At 43.9% G+C, this 18,631-nt stretch carries 10 protein-coding genes; 3 read left to right on the plus strand and 7 right to left on the minus strand.

The annotated features are described in order from the left end of the window. Positions 1–3,108 (minus strand): SusC/RagA family TonB-linked outer membrane protein, encoded by a 3,108-nt coding sequence (locus B2W36_RS01940; protein WP_293886273.1) that lies wholly within the window; start codon positions 3,106–3,108, stop codon positions 1–3. A gap of 553 nt (positions 3,109–3,661) precedes the next feature. On the opposite strand from B2W36_RS01940, the gene B2W36_RS01945 reads away from it, so the two are divergent. Beyond that, entirely contained in the window at positions 3,662–3,877 is a 216-nt protein-coding gene (locus B2W36_RS01945) for a hypothetical protein (RefSeq protein WP_293886274.1), read from the plus strand. Positions 3,878–3,953: 76 nt separating this feature from the next. Here B2W36_RS01945 and B2W36_RS01950 read toward each other — a convergent pair whose 3' ends face one another. Next, positions 3,954–7,361 carry a family 43 glycosylhydrolase gene (locus B2W36_RS01950; protein WP_293886275.1) on the minus strand — a complete coding sequence of 1,136 codons (3,408 nt, stop codon included), beginning with the start codon at positions 7,359–7,361 and terminating at the stop codon, positions 3,954–3,956. A 248-nt stretch (positions 7,362–7,609) separates the two neighbouring features. On the opposite strand from B2W36_RS01950, the gene B2W36_RS01955 reads away from it, so the two are divergent. Next, complete coding sequence (locus B2W36_RS01955; protein ID WP_293884956.1) at positions 7,610–10,339, plus strand: DUF5695 domain-containing protein; 2,730 nt, start codon at positions 7,610–7,612, stop codon at positions 10,337–10,339. Positions 10,340–10,484: 145 nt separating this feature from the next. On the opposite strand, the gene B2W36_RS01960 is transcribed toward B2W36_RS01955, so the two are convergent. From B2W36_RS01960 to B2W36_RS01980, 5 genes are all read right to left on the minus strand, one after another. Beyond that, positions 10,485–11,141, minus strand: a complete 657-nt coding sequence (locus B2W36_RS01960) for a response regulator transcription factor (protein ID WP_209575022.1) — start codon at positions 11,139–11,141, stop codon at positions 10,485–10,487. An 83-nt stretch (positions 11,142–11,224) separates the two neighbouring features. After that, positions 11,225–12,052, minus strand: a complete 828-nt coding sequence (locus B2W36_RS01965) for a CheR family methyltransferase (RefSeq protein ID WP_293886276.1) — start codon at positions 12,050–12,052, stop codon at positions 11,225–11,227. Then, positions 12,049–12,423, minus strand: coding sequence for a response regulator (locus B2W36_RS01970; protein ID WP_293886277.1), 375 nt, complete (start codon positions 12,421–12,423; stop codon positions 12,049–12,051). The genes B2W36_RS01965 and B2W36_RS01970 overlap by 4 nt, the downstream gene beginning before the upstream one ends. A 37-nt stretch (positions 12,424–12,460) precedes the next feature. After that, complete coding sequence (locus tag B2W36_RS01975) at positions 12,461–16,081, minus strand: response regulator (RefSeq protein WP_293886278.1); 3,621 nt, start codon at positions 16,079–16,081, stop codon at positions 12,461–12,463. Positions 16,082–16,219: 138 nt separating this feature from the next. Then, positions 16,220–17,944, minus strand: a complete 1,725-nt coding sequence (locus tag B2W36_RS01980; RefSeq protein ID WP_293886279.1) for an FAD/NAD(P)-binding protein — start codon at positions 17,942–17,944, stop codon at positions 16,220–16,222. A gap of 199 nt (positions 17,945–18,143) precedes the next feature. Between B2W36_RS01980 and B2W36_RS01985 the strand changes: the two genes are divergently transcribed. Further along, entirely contained in the window at positions 18,144–18,611 is a 468-nt protein-coding gene (locus B2W36_RS01985) for a PA2169 family four-helix-bundle protein (protein WP_209575031.1), read from the plus strand. Positions 18,612–18,631: the final 20 nt, after the last annotated feature.

An 18,631-nucleotide genomic window follows, 5' to 3' on the forward strand; every position in this document is an offset into this window, starting at 1 on the left:
TTAGAATGTAAATTGAATACCCATAAAATACTCTCTAGAATTTGGGAAGCTTAGTCCCCATGGCGTTTGCCCATCAATTCCACGGCTCAAATTGGAGCGTGTATCGCCCGACCCCACTTCAGGATCATACCCCGAATATTTGGTAAAGGTCAGCAGGTTTTTTGCGCCGACATAAAACCGTAATCGGTCGATCTTCCAGCGTTCAAGCGTTGGGCTAGAAAAACTGTAACCAATATTGACGACTTTGAGCCGCAGATAAGAACCATCCTCAACAAACCTGCTCGAAGCCCTTAAATTCTGATTAGGATCACCAAGCACCGCACGTGGAATATCGGTATCTGTATTTTTGGGATACACTGTCGTTTCACCGGATACTGGATTTTTGAAGATAAGTTCCTCCGCACGGTAGCGATCCAGCGTAGAAGCAAAATTGTTATAGTAATGGTACATTCCCTCGCCCCAATAGCGGCTATTGTTGTAGATATCGTTCCCTTGACTTCCCTGCCACATCATCGACAAATCAAAAATCCCGATAGCACTGCTATAACTCACGTCAGCATTGAACCCATAGCTAAAATCGGGTATTGGGCTTCCCAAAAAGCCCTTATCCTGATCATTTAAGACCTTGTCGCCATTTCGGTCGTTGAACCGCACATCCCCAAGTGCTGCATTGGGCGCAAAAGCTTTATCTTCTTCTAATTGGGCTTGGTTTGTATATAAACCGTTGGTTGTGTAGCCCCAAAATTCCCCCACTGAACGGCCAACGGCTGTCCTCGTTACATTTTCTCCACCGGGCGAGATACTTCCCCACAAAATTTCATTATTGTTGCCCAAGCTGAGCACACGGTTTTTCACAAAAGATATATTGGCTCCGATTTGATAGCTAAAATTGCCTGCTCGATCTTTATACGATGCCAAGACATCCCAGCCCCTGTTCCGTATGCTACCGGCATTCAGCACCGGAAAGTTGTTGCCATACCCAGCAGTGAACGAAATAGGCACATTGATCAGCATGTCTTCAGTCCTTTTATTGTAATAGTCGACAGTCAAAGCCAATTTATGATCAAAAAGTTCCAAATCGACACCAATATCAGTAGAGTACTGGCTTTCCCACTTTACATTCGGATTAGAAGGAGTCTGTGGTAAAGCACCAGTCACCATCACATTGTTGAGATAATACCACACATGATCAAAACTAACCGTCCGTTGATATTGATATTGTGCAATATCCGAATTACCCAGAAGTCCATAGCTACCGCGGAGCTTCAATTCGCTGATTGCAGGAAATGCTTTCATAAATGATTCCTGACTGATGCGCCATCCCGCAGATACCGAAGGAAAATTTCCATAACGATATTGGTTGCTAAAGTTGGCCGATCCATCCCGTCGCATATTAAATGTCAGGAGATATCGATTGTCGTAATTATAGTTGACACGTCCAAGCATAGAATACATGGCCGACTGCCCCACGCCTGACCCAACAAGGCGGGAACTCGCCAAGGAGGCCGAATTGAGAATCAAAACATCTGGACTTGGCAAGCCCCGGGCCCCGGCATTCACCGCATTGTAACGGGATTCTTCCGACGTGATACCTGCCAAAGCCGAAATGGCATGTTTGCCAAAATTATTTTCATAAGTCAGCGTATTTTCAAATAACCATCGGTTATTCTGACTACTGGATATATTGAGTTCATCAGGACTATGGTTTTGATATTGACCGACCGAGTAGTTGCCAATGTAACCCTCATTCCGCACACGGCTAAGGTCTATTCCCATATTAAATTTATAGACCAGTCCTTTTATAATTTCATAGGTAGCCCAGGCATTCCCGTTTACCGAAAAGTTATCATTGACGTTTTTATTGAGGTATGCATTTGCCAATGCACTCTGCACGTCGGTTCCGTTGCCAGCTCCTGCAAATCCCGTACTGCTATTCGCATCATATAGCGGCAATGTCGAAGACCACTTCTGCGCATCGATGATATTTTTATCACTCCAGTTCCGGCGGGTATAGCCCAAGGAAAGTGTTTCCCCTATCTTAAGTTTACCTTTGGTAAAATCAGAGATGAATTGGGCGCCATAATACTTGTTTTTATCTTGAATAATAATGGATTTATCTGTAGCATAAATACCACTTAACCGAAAATTGGCATTTTGAGAACCACCCGAAAGGGAAAGATTATGCCGTTGGTAATTGCCGGTCTGCAACAGTTCATCCATCATGTTATATCCTTCCCCAATGGCCGTCGGTTTAGCGAGCGCAGCCAGGTAGTCTTGACGTGAAGGATCTTTATTATACATTTCCTCATTAATCAATTCCGCCAGCTGCTGTCCGTTTAATAGCGGTACATCATGAGAGATATTTTTGATGCCAGCGAAAGCATTGTAATCAATCTTCACATCTCCGGCTTTACCCCGTTTTGTGGTGACCAAAATAACGCCATTGGCACCCCGGGCACCATAAATGGCACTAGATGCAGCATCCTTCAACACCTGAATGCTGGCAATATTATTCTCGTCGGGCATTGCCCCGCCGATCATGCCGTCTACCACATAGAGGGGATCGGTTCCGTTAATGGATCCTACACCACGGATACGGATAGCTCCATTGGTTACCTGCACACCGGGCACAGCACTCTGAAGCGTGGCTATCGTTCCTCCAGGTACTTTTACAAGATCTTTAGTATCGACAACCGCAATAGAAGATGTTAGATCCACCTTCTTCTGCTTACCATATCCAACCACCACAACCTCATCCACCGCAATGGTTGTGGCAACAAGTGGAATGCTCACCTCTGAAGAGTTACCGATGACATATTCGACGAGTTTATAACCTACATTGGACACAATAATAGTCTCGCCCGGATTGAGCTTGAGCACAAATTCGCCTTTCTCATTTGTGGATGTACTGAGTGTTTTATCTTTCACGCTGATCGATGCCCCGATAATGGGCTTTCCCTGATCACTTATGATCTTCCCATGGATCACTTTTTCTTGAGCAGACAGTCGTCCAATGGACATTAACATGGAAGCTATTAACAACCACTTCACTTTCCTATTCCTCTCTTTGGAAAAACAAAAGAAAGATGACACATAATTTCTGTTCATAATCTTACTTGATATAAATTTCTTGCTGCCTATTAAGGCAGGTACTTGGTTATTTATTGCTATGAATTGGTTATTACTTACTTTCAAATTGTATATACTCACCCGATATGTGGGAAACGTATGCTTAAAAAATCATTATTCCCTTTATCAGCTCATTCCTTGTAAAATGAGTTAGCTATTTGCCGGTTGGTTATAAAGCAAAACTATTGTTTTCATTAAAATCTCTTTGCAACAAATATTTAAAAGAAGGGTAAAAATGTTTAAAACACAGGATCAAAGCGATCGATAAAGAGGTTCAATATCGCGCCATATAGCACAAATGACGCTCTTTTAGAAAAGATTACGAAGTGTTTGTATCAAAACAGGGAAATTCAATCGCTCAACGAAAACAATTCTATACCAAAAAAAAATAGTGCAATAATTTCTAATCATTTAAAGAAATATAAAATATTTTTTTGCATCTTTGATATGATTTATACAATCTATTGAATTAACCATTTAATGATGTTTTTGGATATTTTATCCAACCTACTAAAAATAAGAGCCAAACGTTATGGACTATTTTTCGCCATTGAAACACCGTTCCGATGAGATCACAAAATTCATTGCTAATTGTGGTATATTTTCCTTGCTCCTGAAAAATGGTCAAGTCATCCAGTTTATCCCAGAAAATCCAGATCAGTTTACCGAATGGCTGAACAGTAAGGGGATTAAAAACATTAGAGGAAAACAGACCAATCCGTACAAATCTATCTTTGAGGAGAAATAGACTTTTTCTAGCTATTGGGTAAAGGCCATTATGCGCATAAAACCATATTATGCGCATAATACAATTAGAAATAGATTTATTTCCATATCCGGAATGCATCAAATACGACATAGCCCAACGCATTGTTACCTGCAATTTGATACAGTCCAACGCGCAACTTTTTACCATTCAGATCATTTCGTACAAATGGTGTGCCCGGTAAATCCTTCCAATCCAGACCATCTTTTGAGGAACGTAAAAAGAAATAATCACCCACCTTTTGAACCTGAAGATAAGGCGAAAAATTGATTCCCGTGCCCGTATTGTCTTCCTGAAAAATTTGCGGTCCAATGCTTCTCGAAAGATTGCCGAGGTTCCATCCCGTTAAAATACAATGATTGATGTAAACATCCTTTCTGTCCGCCGGTTGAATCATAATACCGGCTTCGTTTGATGTGCGTATCCCACGAGCCAATCCCGCTACATCGCTTACCTTGACTTCCACAGTAAAATCACCTTCCACCTCTTTATAAAGAAAAGGGCCGGGATGTAATTTGTCACCCCACTTGGTGTCTTTGGACTGTATTCTCCAGCTGCTGTTCTGCCAAGAAACCCCAGTCTGTGTACTATCATTCCAACCAATAGCTTCATATCCATCCCAAAAAGGGATCTTCTTACTTTTGGCTGTATCCCCCTGTAGTTGTGAGAACTGGAGCAAGTTAGGCTTTAGCTCCCGAACAGACAGTCGGGTGGGCTTGCTCACATGTCCAAAGACATCTTTGGCAAACACTTCGATGGCGTTCTCAATTTTGGACGATTTAAAAAGATGGTAGGGCTCTTGTTTCCAGCCCGATAGTTCACCTTCTCCCCGAAACAGATACCAAAGCCCTTGCTGTTTTTCCACCTGCACAAAGACCTGATTGCCATTGATAAAGTGCGGTGGCGAAAGTACCTTTGGAACATACCCTTCCAAACCATTAGCCAACCCTTCCTTCCACTGACTGAACCTATTATTTACTACATCCGATGTTAAGCGATGTGGATAAGCACGAAAGAAATGAAAGGGATAAGTCAATTGGATACCGTTGTTCATGATCCGCAGCAGTTTGTCTGAATGACCCAGCTGTTCAAATTTACCATTATGATAGAATTTCTTCTTCCCATTATCAGCTGTAATCACAGCATGTTGCCACGCAGTACCATCGTACCAGTCGAAGTCCAAAGCATAGTTTTTTTCCTGCAATATCGCTGTCAAAGCCTTACTTTCAACGGTGTTTCCTTTTATTGACAGTCTGTTCCCCTTCACAACGACTTCCGCATCTTGAAGCGTTACCAACGTGTCTGCTGCTGTTCCCTGGTTTCGTAAGGTAGTGAGCTTACCCAAGTTCAAATCATCACTTTGCAGCGCAAAAAATTGCCATTTCGGGTCAACATTTGCCAACTTGACTACTGTTTGCTCATCCAAGGCGGTATTATACAGTTTCAAACCCGCTACATAACCCGAAAAGTTTTGATTGAGTATGTCTGAAGCCCCAAGAACAAAAGACCTTCCCGGATTAACGAATAGCATTCTGTTTTCCGTACGCTGCAGCTTTCCATCCACATAAATAGACTCTTGATAGCCATCGAATGAGAATACAATGTGATGCCAGGCATTTGCCTCTGGAACAGACGAATACCCCATATCAGGCCACGATCCATGAATGATGGCACCCTGTTTTGGATCGCTGCCATAACCAAATAGCGCCTTACTGAGGTCCTGCGATCCCGACGACCAGGCGAGCAGCTGTTCAAATCTTTCGACCGTAGGATTATTTACCCACAGCGCAAGGCTAAACGAGCTGTTCCCTTCCAGCGACTGCGGTACGGCAAAACTCGATCGCAGCGCGGTGGTTCCATTAAAGAAAAAGGCTCGCTTTCCCTGATAATTTTTAACGGCCAGTGCCTGTTCAGAACTAAACACTCCCCCTATCAAACCCTTATTTTTAATACTTTTCACATGTTGCCCCTCCTCGTAATCCGCTGCATCAATATGGATCAGATCACCTCGCGTTACTTCTTTAGCAGGCATGTGTTGTGGTGGCGACCACAATGTCTCCTGAGCGAGCTGCTGTGTATAAACCTTCATATTCCACAGACCACGAGGAAGGCCATTCAATTGCGTATTCAGTATGTGCAGTCTAACATATCGCCCCAAAGCTTTACCATGTTCAACGATAGGACTTGCCCAACGGCTGTTATCCGAACGATCCACATAACTTGTCCAGCTTATTCCGTCGACAGAAGTCTCCAATCGGTACTGATAGGCATAAGTCGGATACTCAAATTGAATGGCTATTGTCTGTATATCCACCACCTTACCCAAGTCTACTTCTACCCAGGCCGGTCCTTCGTTGTTCTTGGCCCGCCATAATGTTCCATTATTATTATCTACCACGAAAGAGGGTCTAAAATCCATAGTGTAGAAAGAGGATGCCCTCACTGCTTTCCCAAAAGCCAAATCGACCGGCTCTGCCTGAGAAGGTAGTACATCCTGCACGCCAGTATGTGTAGGCCGCACCGGAACGATATCACCCTCTGGCGTAAAGAAAATTTCGTCCATCGCCACCTGACGGTGGAAACCACCTCCCGAATGCGGATTATTGTGTCTGTGATAAACAATAAAATAACGGTTGTCTAGCTCCAGCACACTATGATGTCCTGGGCCATGAATGCTACCATCCTCATTGGTGATCAAAATGGGATTGGTAGAGGGATATTCAAAAGGTCCCATAGGGCCTGCTTTACTTTTAACGTATTGTACGCGGTAGCTATCATCTTCACAATGCCCGGAAGAGTACATCAGATAATAGATGCCCTTACGTTTAAACATATAAGGAGCCTCAAAAAAGTCCTTCGCCACCGTATTGGGGATCAACGCTGTCTTTTCGAAAGTTTTCATATCGTTATTGAGTATCCCTACAGCGCATCCATGATCGGGATAGATACCCCAGGTTCCCCAATACATATAGATACGGCCATCGTCATCTCGAAAAGTTTGCCCGTCTAGGGTAATCACGCCCGGAATCATATAATTTGGGATCATCGATTTGCCGTCAGGCACTAAAGGTTTCCAGGGTCCCGTTGGGCTGTCGCCCACCGCCCCAAAAATTTCAACAGGCTGACTATAATAGAGGTAATAACGGCCATCGTATCCCTGTGTCATATCCGGCGCCCAGTACCAATGTGTATTGGGCCAGTTCATCGGTTGAATCTTCCAGTTTCTTAAATCCTGCGATGTCCATACTTGTGACGGGCCCGCACCCCAGCCATTCCCATCAGTCGTCGCAAAAATATAATAGGTATCAGCAATTTTCTTAATCGTCGGATCAGCGAAATATCCAGGCAGTAGCGGATTCAACACATTCGGTTGCTGCCAAGGTTGTAACGACTGCGCGAACGTCTTGTTGCCCAACGACCAGTACATTATAGCCAGCACCGTAAAATAGAAAGAATTCATCCTCATAACGCAAAGTTTATTGGTTCAAAAATTGACAGCTCAACCAATCGATTTTATCACGAATAAAATCTACGATAAATGTCAATTTTACATTAAATTTATAAATCAGCAGCGGTATTCCAAATTTTGAAGTCAAATCGGTTAAGAATGGGCTATTTAAGGTTAAAATTCACCCATAAATACAGGGTACAATCATCCATCTTTGTAAGAGCAATGACCTTCGCTGTCTTAAAATGGTTACTAAAATGTCTAAAATGAATCTAAAAAAAAGCTATTGGATCCTATTTGCGCTCTTCTGCACACAGTTGTCAAATAGCGTGTATAGCCAGCAGGATGAACATCCGGTATGGAAAGCAGTAAAAGCACAGCAAGCCACTTTGGGCTTGGAAGAGGGTGCAAAAAGCTTCACCCTCAAAAAACTCAATGTGGCTATACTCAACGCATCGCAGACACTATCTTCCTTTCGACCCAATAGCGGCGAAAAGGGTTTTGACTATACGCCAGTTGAACTTCTAAACAAAAGGGATCGCAATCAGTTTTTTCATATCGGCGATATCAATATCCGTTTGCGTCGTCAGGGAGACAGCTCATGGACGGCCTATTCATCAGCTGCCGAACGTAAGCATGTCATCGCAATACCTCCTGCGAAAAACAACCTCGCTAGTGCAGATATCACTCCCACGCTTAACCATATCCCTTTGAAAGTGATCCGTCACTGGCAAGATGACCATGGTGATCTGATCTTGAGTTTTGAACTCACAAACCCCAACGATTATGCGATCGAGATTGGATCAATGGGTATCCCTCTCCCATTCAATAATAACATGGACTGGAAGAATCTCGATCAGGCACACGCCCAGAATGTCTTTTTCGATCCCTACATCGGTAAAGATGCCGGATATCTGCAAGTCAACCGCCTGCACGGCAACGGTCCAAGTTTGCTGGTATTGCCCTATAAAAATGCAGGATTTGAAGCCTACAATCCGCTTAATACAGACCCTACTCCCCGAAGTATTACTTTTGAGGGGTTTCATGAATGGCTGATCCACAGTAAGGCTCATGCCGAGACTGAATGGAAAGGTGTAGAACAATGGAATACACCGACTTCTACGTTCTTGAAACCACATGAATCAAAGACCTTTGCCTTGAAATTTGTCCTTGCCCCAAGTATCCGGGAAATAGAGTCGGAATTAGTGAAGAACAACAGGCCTGTAGCTATTGGCGTACCTGGCTATCTTGTTCCGATGAACAATCCGGCCAAACTTTTTATCAAGCACAACAAAGCTATTAAAAGTATCAGTGTTTATCCCGAAGGAGCATTAACCTTGACAAAAAAAGGAAACACACCGCAGCAATGGACCGAATATGAAGTGAAAGGCAACCGTTGGGGACGTGCAAGACTAACAATCAACTATCGGGACGGTATTACGCAGACAGTCCAATACAAAGTAATCAAGTCCGAAAAAGAAGTGGTTCAGGATCTCGGCCATTTCCTTACCACAAAACAATGGTATGAGAATGACAAAGATCCCTTCGGCCGCTCCCCGGCTGTCATATCATACGACTATGAGGAACAGCAGCCCATCACCCAAAATAGAAGTGCCTGGTTTGCTGGTCTCAGTGACGAAGCTGGAGCGGCAAGCTGGCTTGCCGCACTGATGAAACAAGTATTGCAGCCCGATCAACAGGAAATAGCCAAATTGAAACGATTTGTCAATGAGACCTTATATGGCCATATCCAGCACAAAGAAGGAGACAAAAAATATGGGGTTGTTAAAAGCCTATTTTATTATGAACCCGACTCCATGCCAGCTGGCACCTATCGTACAGACATAAACTGGAAGACCTGGTCTGCCTGGCCGAAAAAAGAAGCCGACGATATTGGTCGTTCCTACAATTATCCTCATGTGGCAGCAGCGCACTGGGTGATGTACAGACTCGCCCGCAACTATACGAATTTAGTGAATGAAGAAAGCTGGCAAACTTACCTCGAACGGGCTTACCAAACGAGTATCGCCATGGTAGAAAAGGCACCTTACTACGCCCAGTTCGGCCAAATGGAAGGCAGTATCTTCCTTATCGTCTTACAAGATCTTCGCCGAGAAGGATTGACGACGATGGCCAATAACCTTGAAGCTGCTATGCGCAAGCGGGCAGAGCATTGGAAAACTCTTAATTATCCGTTCGGAAGTGAAATGCCTTGGGATTCCACGGGTCAAGAAGAAGTATTTCTTTGGTCGCGCTTTTTTGGCTTTGATGAGAAAGCACAGGTGACGTTGAATGCTATTATCGCCTATATGCCTACCGTTCCACACTGGGGTTACAACGGCAGTGCGCGGCGTTACTGGGATTTTGTTTATGGTGGGAAGCTTTCACGAATCGAGCGTCAGCTACATCACTACGGTTCAGCGCTTAATTCCATACCTGTTCTGACAGCTTATCGGGACCATCCCGATGATTTCTACTTGCTACGTATCGGACATGCAGGCATGATGGGAGCGCTGGCCAATGTCACAGCCGACGGCTTCGGTCCCGGAGCATTCCACTCCTACCCATCCACCTTGGCCAATGACGGGATCTCCGGAGATTACGGAACCGGTTTTTATGGCTATGCAGTCAATTCGGGAACCTATATAGTGGAGCACCCTGAATTTGGGTGGCTGGCATTCAGCGGTAATCTAAAAACCGAAAAACAGCTGGTCAAAGTTGCACTAACGACAGCATCCAAAGGCCGCGTGTTCCTTGCCAAGGAGAATCTTTGGCTCACAACAGATGCCGGCGAGATTGCCGAACTGCACTACGATCAAAAAGACCGCAGCATCACGCTGGTCTTCAATAGCGCTAGTCAGCAACCGATTACGAATATTTTGCTTAATGTTAATCCCGAAAGCAACTACGTAGTAGAAGGTTTCAGTAAGGATTCATTTAACCGTTATACAATACCTGCGTCAACGAAAATGATAAAATTGAAAAAGTTGAAATAAAAGTGCTACACTCGAGCACGCATAAGACAATAATAAAGGTGGCTTCCAACTCATGGAAGCCACCTTTTGCTTTCAATTGAGACCCATCCAGAAGGCTTATCCATAAAGCCATAGGCCATCCTTTTCATCCCCAAAAAAACCTCCACTAACTCAGTAACTTTTGCTGAAATGCAAAACGGATCAGGTCGGCTGTATTTTTACTTTTGGTCTTATCCATGAGATTTTGACGGTGCCCTTCAACAGTCCGTTTGCTCAAAAAGATCTTATCTGCAATTTCCACAGCAGTAAAGCCTTGAGCAATGAGTTCAAGTACAGCAAACTCCCGCTCCGTGATTTCATATTGCGAAAGACGTGAAGCCACATCGACACTGGTACTACTCTCCACGTCAAAATTTTCCATAAACCGTAGACCGAAATTGGTCATCAGATATTTATGCCCTTGGGACAAACGTAATAATCCAAATAAGATTTCATCATAATCGCCACCCTTCGACAGATAACCATCTGCACCGCTACGAAAAGCTTCTGCCACTTCATTCGGTTCTTCCACCATCGACAAAAGCGCAAATCTGACGTCTGGATAGATCTTCTTGGCCATTCGGATGAAAGTTATTCCATCCATACCCTGCATATTCAGGTCAGTTAAAACTAAATCCGGCAAGATATTGTTTTCAAGGTACATTAATGCATCCTCTGCACTATCTACTTCCGCTACCACAGAAAGCTTGTCGTGGGTATCAATGATCAATCGTATCCCGTTTCTTACAAGCCGATGGTCATCAACTAAAAGAATTTTAGTCATTTTTCCTCCAATCCCACTAAGATACTTTATTTTTTTTAATAAGTTAATTTTTTAAAAATAGTTCAATGAAATATGAACCCATTTTATTTAACCTTACGCCATATTTTTTCATTACCCACTTGCTGATAATCTGGTGCCAGCACCGAGAAGCGTAGCGTTTCCTGACTGCCCAACGCTAGGTATCCGAGAGTCTCCAAACTCTCATCAAATAAAGATAGGACTTTAGCCTGCAGTTGCGTATCAAAATAGATGAGTACATTGCGGCACAGAATCAGCTGAAAGGAATTGAAAGATGCATCACTTACCAGATTGTGTGAAGCAAAGACAATCCTTTCCTGCAAGCTGGATGTTAGCTTCACCCACTTATAATTGGCTGTATAATAACTGGAAAAGTCCGCTTTTCCGCCCGAAAGCTGGTAATTTTCCACATAAGATTTTAGATTTGCCATGGGTATAACAGCCCGCTTAGCCTGCTCTAGAACAGAAGGATTAATATCTGTTGCATAAATCAGTGATTTGTGCAGTAGTTTGGCTTCCTGCAACAAAATGGCCAACGAATATGCTTCCTCCCCTGTCGCACAGCCCGCTATCCAAATTCGGATAAAGGGCGAAGTGCCCAATTTGGGTAGGATTTCATGCCGCAGACGCAAAAAAAAGCTTGGATCGCGAAACATTTCTGTAACGTTGACCGTCATCTTTTCGACAAATCGTTGCATGTACTCGGGTTCATGTAACACACGGTACCGCAATTCGGCAAAACTAGCAAAATTATCCAGTAGGCACAGCTGGTTGATCCGCCGCAATAAAGACGCTATGGTATAATGGGTAAAATCGTAACCATAGCGACGCTCCACATCTTCCATCAATATCATCACCTGCTCTTGGCTAACAATTTTTTTGCCATTGATCATTTTGCAATTTCCCCCATTAACCGCACCAGAAGTTCGATGTCGATCGGTTTTGAAATATAGCCATTGGCTCCCGCTGCCAGACACTTTTCACGGTCTCCAGTCATCGCCTGCGCCGTGACTGCGATGACCGGCATTTCTTGGGCATCCCAAGTTTTGCGGATCAGCTGGGTAGCTTCATATCCGTCTATCTCGGGCATCATCATATCCATCAGCACCAGACCGACGCCAGCACGATCCCGCAGATGAGCAAGCCCCTCTTCCGCAGACAGGCAACCCAAGGCTTGAAAGCCTCTCGATTTTAGGGCCAATTTCAATGCAAATATATTGTTTTGATCATCATCGATGATTAATACGGTTTTGTTCTTGTCCATGCTCTTTTATCTATTGCCTTTTATTTTACTACAACAACTATTCATACATCCATACCCGTAGCAGGGACAAGAGTTGATCGATATCCACCGGTTTAGATATATAATCTGACGCTCCTGCAGCGATACATTTTTCCCTATCTCCCATCATTGATTTGGCAGTAACAGCGATGATCGGCATATCCTTATAACGGAGATTACTTCGAATCGACGCAATCGTTTCGTAACCATCCATTTCGGGCATCATCATATCCATCAGGATCACAGCCACATCTTCATTTTCTTCTAGCTGTTTCAGTGCATCCTTTCCATCCGTTGCTGGTACAACCGTCATCTGATATTTCTCAAGCGCTTTGGTGAGCGAGAAAATGTTACGGATGTCGTCATCCGCTACAAGCACCTTCTTACCCTTCAACACATCTTCCAAAAAGCCGAGCCTAGCGGGAACTTTCGCCGAAGTGCCTTTGTTTTCTTCTACAAGATGTAAAAATAAGCCTACTTCATCCAATATGCGCTGATAGGAATTAGCGGTTTTAACGACGATTGTATCCGCATAACGTTTTAATTTCATTTCCTCCACCTGCGATAGATTCTTACCGGTAAACACAATAATCGGTAATTTTTCTAGACCCTGGTTGCGTTTTACAGCCTCCAATGTCTCGTATCCAACCCGGTCCGGAACGCCCATATCGAGTATAACGCAGTCTGCAGTATCAGAGCTTAGCGCCGCAATGCTGTCTTCCACGTTGCTTTTGATTTCAGAGACAATGTCAAAACTCCCGAGAAAAAGAGATAGCGCTGCTGCATGCTTAGGGTTTTCTTCGACGATAAGTACCTTTTTAGGATGTCTGGTGAGTGCATCCTCTATGCTGCGAAACATATCACCCATTTGTTCCAACGCCATAGGTTTATTTATAAAATCGATAGCACCCTGCAGCAGACTCTCTCTTTTAACCTGCAGAGAAGACATGATATGCACCGGAATATGTCGTGTTTTGGGATTTTCCTTGATCTCAGCCATTACTTGCCATCCATCTTTAAGTGGCAGCTGAATATCCAGCAATACCGCGAGCGGCATATATTGCGCTACCACTTCCGCAGCAATGTCGCCACGCACCACCACAATCCCCTTATAGTTTTGCTGGCGCGTATATTTGAGTAGAATCTTTGCAAACTCGATATCATCCTCGACGATCAAAATAAAGCGGTCGCCAGGAACGATACTATCGCGATCGTCCGGAATATCGGCTGGGATAGGTATTTGCAACGTCTTTTCTGCAGGTAAAGCTGGTACCGTTGGAATTTGTTCCAAAGATGTAGTCTCCACAGGTAAAATTTCCACGCCGTCGGTTGCTAACAACGTCTGCGCAGCGCCGAATAGGGATGTACTTTCGCCCGAAATGCGCTCGGGAATAATCAGTTGAAAGACACTACCTTCTCCTTCTTCACTATTCAATAAGATTTCACCGCCAAGTAAGCGGGCCAATTCCCGGCTTATGGAAAGCCCCAGCCCTGTACCACCAAATTTACGGCGCGTAGAGCCATCAGCTTGTTGAAAAGCCTCAAATATTAGATGCTGCTTATCCTTTGGTATTCCAATTCCGGTATCGCGCACTTCAAATACAATCCCGTTTCGGGGCGACTGCTCCCGATCGATATGTAGCGTTACTTTGCCCGATGCCGTAAATTTAATAGCATTAGAGAGTAGATTACGTAAAATCTGTTCTAGCCGCTGTTTATCTGTTTCGATCTGAGCGGGCAATTGCTCCGCTACGCTCATTTCCAATCCAAGTTTCTTGTCGGCAGCAATTGGTCCGAACATCGCCGACAGACCATGCATTACATCCGCAAAAAATACGGGCTGTACATCCAAATCCATTTTGCCGGATTCTATTTTAGAAAGATCCAAAATCTCGTCTATCAGGGTCAGCAGACTCTTTCCCGAACTCTGGATCACGGCTGCCGATTCCATCTGTTCGTCATTGAGGTTACCGTCCGTATTTTCGGCCATCAGACGAGAGAGCAGCAAAATTGAATTGAGCGGAGTACGCAGTTCATGCGACATATTAGCTAAAAATTCAGACTTATAGCGTGTACTCTGTGCAAGCTCTGCCGCTTTCTTCTGAATTTCTTGGTTACGTTCGGCTATTTCCAAATTTTTATCTTCCAACAACCTGGAACGCTCTTCCAGCTCACGGTTAGACTGTACCAACTCTTCTTGCTGAACACGAAGTTCTTCCTCAGAAGCCTGTAATTTATAGGTATGCATTTCTAGACTAGAATTGAGTGATTCCAACTCAGTATGTTGCGCCTGCAGCTCTTCGGTCTGCGCCTGTGTCTCTTCCAACAAGTTCTGTACAACCAATCTCGCTTGCGATGCAGCGAGTGTAGCACCCACTTTTTGCACCGCATCTCTAAAAAACGCAAGCTGTATCGAAGAAAAGGGCTGCAATGAGCCAAGCTCCATTACACCGATACATTCGCTTCCATCAAAAATAGGAAGGATAAAAAGGTTGTTTACCTGTACCTTTCCAGTGGCAAAGCTGATGACATAATGTGCATCTTCGAGGTTTTCGAATAATTTCTCCTGGCCATCTTTAAATACCTGCCCTACCATGCCATCCCCTGCAGCAAAGCGTTTATGCTCCGGATCTTCAAGGCCATAAGATCCCCTTAACATCAACTGATCCTGCTCCATGAGATAAATGGCCCCATTGACACAACTGCCATACGTCGTTAGATGTCGTAACGTGACGGCCGTGAGCTCTTCTTGGAGTTTATTGCCCATTAAAAGATTGCTCAGCTGCGTTAATCCAGCTTGATGCCAATTATTGTTATTGAGTTCATCAAAAGAAATTTTTAGTGACCTAGCCATTTCATTGAGCGATCCCGTCAAGCTTCCCAAGTCATCCTGTTCAGCATCCTGTATCTGCATATCATAATTTCCCGCTGCGATTTCACGGGCAATGCGCTGCGTAATGCTGAGCCTCCGCTGGATCTCCTCATCTTTACGTTTCAGATCATGCTGTAACTGTTCTCGCTTAAAGAAATCAGCCCGCAAACGGAAGTAAAAAAAGACAGTGATCAGCAAAGAAACTGCTGCGGCCAGCAACACAAAAATAGATGTATAGCCAGAAGATCGTCCGAGTTCATTTGAACGCTTGTTTAATAAGGATTCTTCTTTATCTATGATGTGGCCAATTAAAATTCGACAGCTATCCATATAGGATTTCCCTTCTTCGAGTTGGGAAACCGTCACCATTCCGCCCCGCCTTTTGATAGTAACCAGATTTTCAAGTTTGGTCAGTCTAGACCTTACCAGTGTGGACAAGGTATCGATTACCCGCTGTTGATCGGGGTTATCAGCTGTCAAATCGTGCGCACGGCTTAGCGATTGAGGCAGCGACTCAAGACCAGTTTGATAAGGATTTAAAAACTTATCCAGCCCAGTCAGTAAATAACCTCGCTGACCCGTCTCGGCATTCTGCAGATCCTGTAGAATTTTATTAACACGGCTCATCACCCGACGGCTATGGTCCACCATCTCACTATTATGAATCTGCTTACGAATACTGACATAAGAAGCCGTTGAGCTGGCTAAGAGCAACAGTAGCGATATTCCAAAACCTATCTGCAGGTTTTTTAAAATAGTTTTAGGCATACTTTTTCATCCATTGAGTTAAGACTATGCCAACTGATGGTCTAGATGGCCGCCAAATATAGCAATAGGGGACCTAAAATGAATATCGGCCAAGCAAGCACGGAGGATGATACCGTATTTTAACAAAAAGTTACGTATTTATCCCCCCTCAGCAATCCTTTGGGCGATGATTTCCGAAGTTGCTGCACAAAAATCAAGACCTGAATAGTCAGGATTATAACCGCCGATATAAGGTACAGCCATCATAAAAATACGTTGGTTGGAGCGTCCGCTGTGATCAACAAGCTGAAAGCTGTCGTCTATCTTTATCCCCGGCACCCGCAAAAAGATAGCCCCATCCGGTGCCACAAACATATGATCATTACCCGCCAATAACTGTTCCTTGGCATGCTCAACAGAGCGGAACCTCAAATAAGCGGGACTAATATTACCGTTGTCGATCAAACTCTTAAAAGGGAAATCTTCAAAATTCAAAGGCTGCTGACCTACGCAATCGACAAATGTCTTATAATATGTTTTACTTTCTATACCTTGCTCATTTGTATAAAAGTAATTGGCTCCACAGTCCTTTGCAGGTTCAACCCGGCTTTCGGTACCAACGTTCACCACCTCGAGACGACCAGCATCGTGCAATGCGAGCAACTCGCGGCTAGAGCCCTGCGGCACGAAAGCAATCACAATAGAAATCAGGGGCATTAACACCTTCTTTAAACGAAGCATATCTTCTGCAGACATGTATTTTGCTGGATAATTCAATGTAAAGCTCAGCGCAGAAAGCACTTCCTTCCAATAAATCGATTCGTGCCTTTTGATGGACTTTAGCGCTTGGGCGTGTTCCTGACGAAAACCTTCGAAGGCATCTTTCTGCTCCCGCAAGGCAAGTACCGCTTCCACAAAATCTTCGAGACTGAGCTTTTCTACCATGTCGTAGAAAACAGGATCTTTCTCCTTAAACTGGGCTTTAAAATTTCGCTCAAATAAAAAATCAAGCGATACAAAACCTTCATTTTCGAGCCTATTAAGCATAAGTTCCTCTTCTGAAATCAAGAGATTGTTGGCTAAGAACGGATCTTCTTGATGAAAGCGGATCGCAGGGAGAAGCCCACTGCGTGTATGCATCACTATTTTAAAATTTTCGCTTCCCGCATCAATGTGATATTTTATCTCCCCTGTTTCAAGCACGTGAAAAGAGCCATTGTGCCGAGCCAGTGTACGTACGGCATCTATCGCAGTCAGCGAAGCTCCACGTATCCCAACGGCATGATCAGTCTTTAAGGCGAGTTTAGATGGTGGATAAGGCGATTCAAAGTAGTGTTCGACATTACCCTCATGTTTAGTTGGCCATTTGTGTCCAGTGCAAATAATGGCCTTATCCACGATATACGTGTCCGTGCTTCCAACCATTATTTTTACCTGTGCCTGGCTTTCTAGGTCGATGATATCGCTTACCTGGCTGGCTAGGTACACCTGGGTTTCAATACCTTTAGCATCAGCCATACGCTTTAATAGCGTAAATTGTTCCGATAAATAGCGGCCGAACAGCAATCGCGGTACTACTTTATAACGATTAAAATCCTCCACATCAATTCCATAGGTACGAAGTGTAGTTGCCGACAGCGATTTGACATACTCTTCAATGGTGGTCACCAGTGCCGGGATTTCATGATCCGAGACATTGGTCAAGTGCTCAGGTGTAGCACCTTCATAGCTGTAAGGCATCCCTGCACCTAACTGTTTTCGCGACTCAAAAATAGATATTTTGAGCTCCCCCATATTCTTTTCAATCAATCTTTTGTACATAAACAGGCCACTGGGTCCGCCCCCGATGATGGCTACATGGATGTGTTGTTGCATAGTTTTCATTGCGCTGCCTGAATGGCAGTTTTCGGTGATAAGAACAACAATAAATTACATAAAGTTTTAAATTGCATTTATTACGCTGCAATAAAAAGTGCGATAAATACGGGTTACGATTTAAATACCTGAATCTGCGATTCTGCAAACGAAGGGTGTGTGGGTGCTGTTTTCCGAATAAACAAAAATGGTAACAAATAATAATATTATGGAAAACAACATCAACAATCCAGAGATCATCAATGACATCATTAAAATCAACAATGACCGTATTGAAGGTTATAAAAAAGCAATTGATCTGGCAACAAGTCACGGACTAGATAAGCTGATTCCCACCTTTCAAAAATATATCGGACAATCGGAAGAATTTATTGCCGAGTTAACTCCTTATGTTGAGCTTGAGGGCAAAGAGGCAACGGATAGCACCATGCTGAGCGGCAAACTATTCCGCGCCTGGATGGGAATCAAAGTAAATATCACAGGCGACGATGAAAGAAGTTTACTGGAAACCTGCGAACAGGGCGAAGACGCGTTTAAATCGACGTACCAAACAGCGTTGGCAGATGGATCTGATGAACTCTCGCAAAATGTGCATAGTTTGATCAATACCCAACTTAGCAAACAGCTTGAAGCACACAATATTATTAAAATGTTGCGCGACAGCAAAACAATTTAATCTTTTAAATAAATTTAATC

Origin of the sequence: Sphingobacterium sp. UBA3549, assembly GCF_002376635.1 — a bacterium.
GTDB lineage: Bacteria > Bacteroidota > Bacteroidia > Sphingobacteriales > Sphingobacteriaceae > Sphingobacterium.